This window comes from Acetobacter conturbans (assembly GCF_011516755.1).
In the GTDB taxonomy this organism is placed as follows: domain Bacteria; phylum Pseudomonadota; class Alphaproteobacteria; order Acetobacterales; family Acetobacteraceae; genus Acetobacter; species Acetobacter conturbans.
Window position 1 is genome coordinate 1 of sequence record NZ_WOSY01000047.1, and the last position, 5,945, is coordinate 5,945.

The following is a 5,945-nucleotide window of genomic DNA, read 5'->3' on the forward strand; positions in this document are numbered from 1 at the left end:
ATCTGGTTCATTTTCTAGTGAAATGCAAAGTGCAGTACATTTCACATGTAATAATATACATATAAACGATGTGCCAGGGCGGTACCCTAATGTTGCTATTACATTATCGGGAGTTAGTGGCGATATACCTACAGTTTGGGTATATGATTGGCATGCCCGGAATGAAGATTGGGCGCTAAAATATAATCGCGCCAATCATATTAAAGAAACAAAAAATACATTTTCAATAGAGTATTCTTCTACTGCTGTTATTGACCATATAAATGGAAGATCAATACCGGTTAAGGCAAATGGGAGTTCAATTTTTACATTTAATGAAGTGGAAAGGGTAGTAACAATAACTGTATCTGTTGTATATTTAGGTTTGGATAGAGAGTATCACGATCTATATTATAGATTTTTATCTAATAAGTATTCAAAAGAAAAGATGGATGAAATAATGAAGAAGGTAAGAGAGGTGCAGTAGTATATAGAAATGTTATTATTCACTTGATGTCGGGGGCGGTAGGGCGGCTTTTTGTTGCTGCTGAATTCCTTTTAGACTGTCTCTGATAATAGCGTAAGCTTTGCTGGCAACGGGCTTAGGAACAGGCGCACCGGCCTCGGATAGCCGGGAAATCATACTGACAATACGCTCCGCGTCAGACAAGTCCGCCATATGTCTGACGGCGTTGTCTGACGTATTTTCTCCCGGTTTCCGGACACTTTTAACGTGTGAGCGAATGGCTCTGTCTAACCATTCCCCTATCGTGACACCCTCTCGTTTGGCCGCAGCAAGAGCGGCGTTTCTGACTTCGGGATGAACGCCACGGATTGACCACGGCTTCGGATCGTCTGTCATGTCTGACTCCACTGTATGACTTGTCTGGCATGAGTGGAGCATGGGGAGCATCTGTCTGTCATGTCTGACGTTTTTGTCGGACTTGTCAGACAGACTATGATGGGGGGAACAGGTCGGGTTGCGGGTTCTTTCGGAACTCAAAGCGAAGCCGCGAGACCTTTCGACCCGCCTTGATGGGCGTCCACTGGATAAGCCAGCCGTCTTTCTCGACCAGTTCTTTGACAGCGGGTTCGATGATGCGACGCTTGATGTTGTTGAAGTTAGCTTTTTGCTTCTCTGTCGCGTCCATCGAGGCGCAGAAATCCTCAATAGTATATTCGGCCAGCCCACTGTCCCGATAGTGCAAGAGCAGTTCCAGGAGCCGCCATGAGTAGGCCGAGCGGAGAGCATTGGCCTGTTGCAGCTTGTAGGTGGTGAACTGCTTTTTCAGCCCCATCAGAGAGGGGAGAAGGTCAGGCCACCATGACAGTTCAACCCAACCTTCATTCTCATGATACTTGCATCGTCCTACCCATCGCATGTCGTTGCGTATGGGTTTGAGCGGCTTTCCGGCCCGTGTGTAGGCGGGCTCAAAGAAGGTGATGGAGCGATTATACAGATGCTTTGCTGCATCTTGTAGAGCCTCATAGGCTGTCCTGGCATCGACTGAGAATGTTTCTGCATACTCTGCTGCTGTAATTTTGGTTCGCGGCACAATCGAGGTGGGAGCCGGAGCTGGTGCGCGGCTGTCAAGCTTGGATACGGCCAGCATGACAATGCGCTTTTCAGCCAATGTTAGCCCGTGACCGGCCCTCACGAGAGCATTGCTCATCGTGACTTGGGGATCATGCTTGGGAATGGCGGCGTAGTTTTTGCGGCTTACTGCCGTTTTTGCGGTCAAGTGCGTCACCTTCCGGGCTTATGCGCCGTACCAGAAAAGATGACGCATAAAACATTATACGTCAATATTTTTATGTGACGTATAAGCCCGGAAGGTGACGCAATAGGGGTGTGAATAAGGGGTTTTTGGCCTGTGGATGACACCCGGAAAATGACGCATTAACCCGGAAAATGACGCATTTAACCCGGAAAATGACGCATTAACTGATTGTATCTATATGAAAACAAAGGGTTTTTTTCATATAAACAAGAAGAAACAAGAAAAGAAAGGAAGCCGGTGTGGGCAACTGCTGTGGATGACACCCGGAAAATGACGGATTTCACGACGCACCCTCTCAGGGTGTCGGCGCCTTCGGCGGGCTACGCCGCTCCCGCTCCGCACTCGCCCGACACTTGCACCGTCAGAGGAACCGGATATGGAAAAATGCTCAAGAAGCATGGAGCAAGCCCGACAATCTCGCTTGAAGCCGTGCAGGCTTATGCCTTAATAAGAGTTATTAAAACCAACTAAGGTGGTGCCATGAGCGAGAAACTTTCATCTGGAAAGCAGGTAGTCAGTGTGCAGATGCCTGCTGACCTAGTGGATGCAATGGATCGGTATGGGGAATCCATCGAGCGGCCCAGGTCATGGGTGATGCGGGAAGCCGTGGCGTCTTACCTCGCCTATGAGGCGGAGAAAGACCGGGCGACACGCCGAGCTTTGGCCGATGTGGATGCGGGCCGGACGGTTAGCGCCGAGGCCGTCAAGGCATGGGCTGACAGTATCGACCAAGCTAACCCGCTGCCGCTGCCGGAACCCAAGCAGTGAAATATGAATGGACAGCCAAGGCCGTATCTGACCTGCAAACACTGACCGCCGACTTTGACCATCCGCGCGCGGTAGCGCGTGTCATGCGGCGGCTGACGACAGCACCGGACGTTCTGATCCAGTTTCCTCGGATGGGTACATTGCTCCCGGTCTTCTCACCCCGTGAGGTCAGGCGCTTCATCGTGGACGACTATGAAATTCGTTATGAAGTCACGGCGGATGCCCTGTTCATCACCGACGTTTTCCATACCCGGCAGGATCGCGAGACGTTTCATTGAATGGTAGGCGCTACCCAGAAGTCTTGAAATATCTATCAAACTGGCCCGTAAATGGCTCAGGAATGGTGTGCGTGGGTGTTCTGGTGGTTTTCTGGCTGGAAGCAGTCATGGGCGCGCTAGAGGCCATTCTAGGCCATTTCCGGAAGTGGAGACGCACCACGTCCCTTTCTGGTCAGTTCTGACCTTATAGCCCTCAATTCGACACATGCCGAACGCCTGAATCTGGCCCACCCTGTCCATTTCGTAGGCCATACGGCCTGATGGTGATGACACAGCCCATTCTGCCAGTAAGTCCCGCTTCTTGGTTTCCTGCTGCCCCTCAGCGAACCCTTGAGCGTATCCGGTTCGACTTCCTTTAATGTCACCCAGAAAGGCCGCGCAGAACACGAGCGCAATGGCTCCAAACCCGCAGGAGATGAGCAGGGTGCGCCTGTCGGTCTTGATGTAGCTGGTGACGGCCTGCGCAGCGTCCTCAACACGTTGCGCAGCTTTGGTGCTTTTGGCGTTCAGTGCCTCAAGTTGCTTCGCTAGGGCTGGCAGCTTACCGGCAACGTCCGAATAGGCTTTATTCGATCGCTGGACGGTGTTCTTCAAATCCTCAAACGCACGAAGGCCGAAATCTTCCGTGTCGTCTGGGTCATTCATGGTCAGCCCTCACTCTGCGCTTGTACTGGCCGGGGGGTGGTGAACCCATGATCCTGAAAAGCCTTTAGGTCTTGCTCACGAGACAACCGCTTTAGTAGGGCATCAATCACGTTCGAGAACCGTTCATCACCTTCCGCTGCTTTTAGTAAAGCACTACCCAAGATAATTTTTTGCCGATCCTCGATTTTCCGCTTCTGCCTGTTCTCAGCATTGCGGGCATCTTTCAGAGCATTCCGCGCCTGCTCAAGTCTCTTTTCGGCTTCAAGAATTCTCTGGGACTTGGCGGGCTGGCTTGTGCTGCTCATGTGCTCGAAACTCCTCTTGAGTGTATCCATACCACAAATTAAGGTTGCCTAGGAACCCTTCATGCCGATAGGTATTAAGGGCGCACTTATGCAAACTCTGAGAGTTTGCGTGCGACAGGGGCAAACCCCTTGCAACCCCATTCTGTCAGAGAGCCGAATCCCGTGGCGATCTTCCACCTATCAGTTAAGACCGTATCGCGTAGCACCGGCAGGAGTGCCGTTGCCGCTGCGGCTTATCGAACAGGTGACACGCTGACCAACGAACGCGATGGACGCCAACACGACTACGCCAACCGAACCGGGGTTGATGAGAGTTTCATCATTGCCCCGGCTGGTTGCGAGTGGGCGCACAATCGCTCTGCGTTGTGGAACGCAGCCGAGCAGGCTGAGAAGCGTTCCAACTCAGTGACGGCCCGTGAATATGTGCTCGCCCTTCCCGCTGAACTGGACGCCAAAGACAGGGCAGACCTTGCACGGTCTTTGGCTTCTGCTGTGGTCGAGCGTTACGGGGTGGCTGCTGATGTTGCCCTTCATGCCCCCAGTGCCGGTGGTGATGACCGGAACTATCACGCCCATATCCTCACCACGACACGGGAGGTCGGGCCGGACGGGCTGGGCAAGAAAACCCGCATACTGGACGCAGCCAAGACGGGTGGGCCGGAAATCGAGAGCCTTCGGGAGTTGTGGGCTATGCAGTGCAATGAAGCACTAGAGCGCCATCAGAAGCCCGCCCGCATTGATCACCGCAGCTATGAGCGGCAAGGCGTGGATGAAATACCGACCCTGCATCTTGGGCCGACCAGCACCACGATGGAGCGCAAGCACAAGGCCGATCAGGAGCGGAAGGGGGAGCCATACAAACCCCAGACGTTCAAGGCCCAGGAGAACGAGCGCAGGCGCACCCTGAACGACCATGTGCGGGAGATAGTGCGCGAGCTGGCCGCTACCGTCAGGGAGGTTGCAGCTCAGGCCATGGACGCCAGGAGGAAAGGGGTGAATGGCCTTCTGAACGCCTTGAGGATAAAGGGAAAACAGGAAGCGGACGAACAGGTCAGACGGGCGGCAGAAGCCCGCAGGCGTGAGGAGGAGCGCAAGGAAGCCTTGCGCCAGCAGGCACTCAGGGATGCCAGAGAGCGGGCTGTGCGGGAGGCCAAGGAGCGCATGGCCGACATAGCCAAAAGGGCGCAGAGATTGCCCCCTGATGCTCGTGAGCAGTTCCTTGCGGGAGAATACCCTTCAGATCCGTTTGACCGCGCATTGAAGGCTCATAGTCACCCTCTGGGCACCGCTGGACTGGATGCCGAAGAGAAGGCCGTCAGGGCGCACCTGAAGGTATATCAGGTGCAAGAGAAACGTCAGCAGGCCGAGAGGATGCAGGTGCCTGCGCGAGGAGGGCCGTCTCGCTTCTGATTGATAGATGATTGCAACAGTGGGCCAGATTTTTGGGTGTGAGTTTAAAAATATGCATTATGAAGATGAAGTAAAAATATACAAAATAAATTTGGATATAATCAGAGTTTCATCGGATTATAGTTTAGATGAGATAAATATAGACATTGAAAAATTAGAATGTTCATCAATGAATGGCAAGCAAATTGAGTATGAGCGCGAATTTTTACATGATTGCGTGAATGATATTTGTGCATCTTATGTGGTGTTGGCGTATCACATGTGGGAAAAATCTGTTTTATTGTGGTGTAAGAATAGGGGTAAAAAAAAGCCAAAGGAATGGAAAAAATACGAAGAAGCTGCAAAAGAGATTTACAGAGTTGATAGTAATCTTGAATACGTTAAATGTATTGTTAATTTTATTAAGCATAACAAATATGAAGATGCTGATTTTATAATAAAAAAAGGAAATGGGGTATGGTGTGATGTTTTTGAAATAGAAAAAAATCATATTAAATACAAACTAAATAAAATGTTTGTTAATTTTGTTTTTCTTGTAATTGAAGAATCTGGCCCGCAATGAATAAAAATATATTATTTGTTATGATAATTTTAAGTGGTGGCAAGGCGTTTGCGAATGAATCTGTAAGAAATGGAAGGTGTGAGGATGCTGTTTTTTCATCGTCACCATCTGGTTCATTTTCTAGTGAAATGCAAAGTGCAGTACATTTCACATGTAATAATATACATATAAACGATGTGCCAGGGCGGTACCCTAATGTTGCTATTACATTATCGGG

At 50.7% G+C, this 5,945-nt stretch carries 10 protein-coding genes; 6 read left to right on the top strand and 4 right to left on the bottom strand.

Annotated elements, in window-relative coordinates; all coding sequences use genetic code 11:
- A partial coding sequence (locus tag GOB81_RS16995; RefSeq protein WP_173571423.1) for a hypothetical protein occupies window positions 1–466 on the top strand: 466 nt, incomplete at its 5' end.
- Window positions 467–481: 15 nt separating this feature from the next.
- Here the strand turns inward: GOB81_RS16995 and GOB81_RS17000 are convergent.
- Together GOB81_RS17000 and GOB81_RS17005 are read right to left on the bottom strand one after the other, a co-directional pair.
- The gene (locus GOB81_RS17000) at window positions 482–841 is read right to left on the bottom strand and encodes a hypothetical protein (RefSeq protein ID WP_173571424.1); all 360 of its coding nucleotides are present in this window, start codon (window positions 839–841) and stop codon (window positions 482–484) included.
- A gap of 94 nt (window positions 842–935) precedes the next feature.
- Window positions 936–1,721, bottom strand: coding sequence for a replication initiation protein (locus GOB81_RS17005; protein WP_242010332.1), 786 nt, complete (start codon window positions 1,719–1,721; stop codon window positions 936–938).
- A gap of 519 nt (window positions 1,722–2,240) precedes the next feature.
- Here GOB81_RS17005 and GOB81_RS17010 point away from each other — a divergent pair.
- Window positions 2,241–2,528 carry a CopG family ribbon-helix-helix protein gene (locus tag GOB81_RS17010; protein WP_173571425.1) on the top strand — a complete coding sequence of 96 codons (288 nt, stop codon included), beginning with the start codon at window positions 2,241–2,243 and terminating at the stop codon, window positions 2,526–2,528.
- On the top strand, window positions 2,525–2,806 hold the full coding sequence (locus GOB81_RS17015) for a type II toxin-antitoxin system RelE/ParE family toxin (protein WP_061498796.1): 282 nt from the start codon (window positions 2,525–2,527) through the stop codon (window positions 2,804–2,806). The genes GOB81_RS17010 and GOB81_RS17015 overlap by 4 nt, the downstream gene beginning before the upstream one ends.
- Window positions 2,807–2,911: 105 nt before the next feature.
- On the opposite strand, the gene GOB81_RS17020 is transcribed toward GOB81_RS17015, so the two are convergent.
- Window positions 2,912–3,451: a hypothetical protein gene (locus GOB81_RS17020; RefSeq protein WP_061498799.1), complete on the bottom strand. Its 540-nt coding sequence runs from the start codon at window positions 3,449–3,451 to the stop codon at window positions 2,912–2,914.
- Between the two features lie 2 nt (window positions 3,452–3,453).
- Entirely contained in the window at window positions 3,454–3,756 is a 303-nt protein-coding gene (locus tag GOB81_RS17025; protein WP_061498807.1) for a hypothetical protein, read from the bottom strand.
- A 162-nt stretch (window positions 3,757–3,918) separates the two neighbouring features.
- Between GOB81_RS17025 and mobQ the strand changes: the two genes are divergently transcribed.
- The 3 genes from mobQ to GOB81_RS17560 form a co-directional block, all read left to right on the top strand.
- Entirely contained in the window at window positions 3,919–5,166 is a 1,248-nt protein-coding gene (gene mobQ / locus GOB81_RS17030) for a MobQ family relaxase (RefSeq protein ID WP_173571426.1), read from the top strand.
- Window positions 5,167–5,173: 7 nt separating this feature from the next.
- On the top strand, window positions 5,174–5,728 hold the full coding sequence (locus tag GOB81_RS17035) for a hypothetical protein (RefSeq protein ID WP_173571427.1): 555 nt from the start codon (window positions 5,174–5,176) through the stop codon (window positions 5,726–5,728).
- Window positions 5,725–5,945, top strand: a 221-nt coding sequence (locus GOB81_RS17560; RefSeq protein ID WP_206752397.1) for a hypothetical protein, incomplete at its 3' end; no start/stop codon positions are given. The genes GOB81_RS17035 and GOB81_RS17560, both read left to right, overlap by 4 nt.

What these genes read in the sequence shown, in the direction of transcription:
- GOB81_RS17025 (WP_061498807.1), bottom strand. Translation starts at nt 3,756, where the DNA reads ATGAGCAGCACAAGCCAGCCCGCCAAGTCCCAGAGAATTCTTGAAGCC.
- GOB81_RS17000 (WP_173571424.1), bottom strand. Translation starts at nt 841, where the DNA reads ATGACAGACGATCCGAAGCCGTGGTCAATCCGTGGCGTTCATCCCGAA.
- GOB81_RS17010 (WP_173571425.1), top strand. Translation starts at nt 2,241, where the DNA reads ATGAGCGAGAAACTTTCATCTGGAAAGCAGGTAGTCAGTGTGCAGATG.
- GOB81_RS17035 (WP_173571427.1), top strand. Translation starts at nt 5,174, where the DNA reads ATGATTGCAACAGTGGGCCAGATTTTTGGGTGTGAGTTTAAAAATATG.
- GOB81_RS17020 (WP_061498799.1), bottom strand. Translation starts at nt 3,451, where the DNA reads ATGAATGACCCAGACGACACGGAAGATTTCGGCCTTCGTGCGTTTGAG.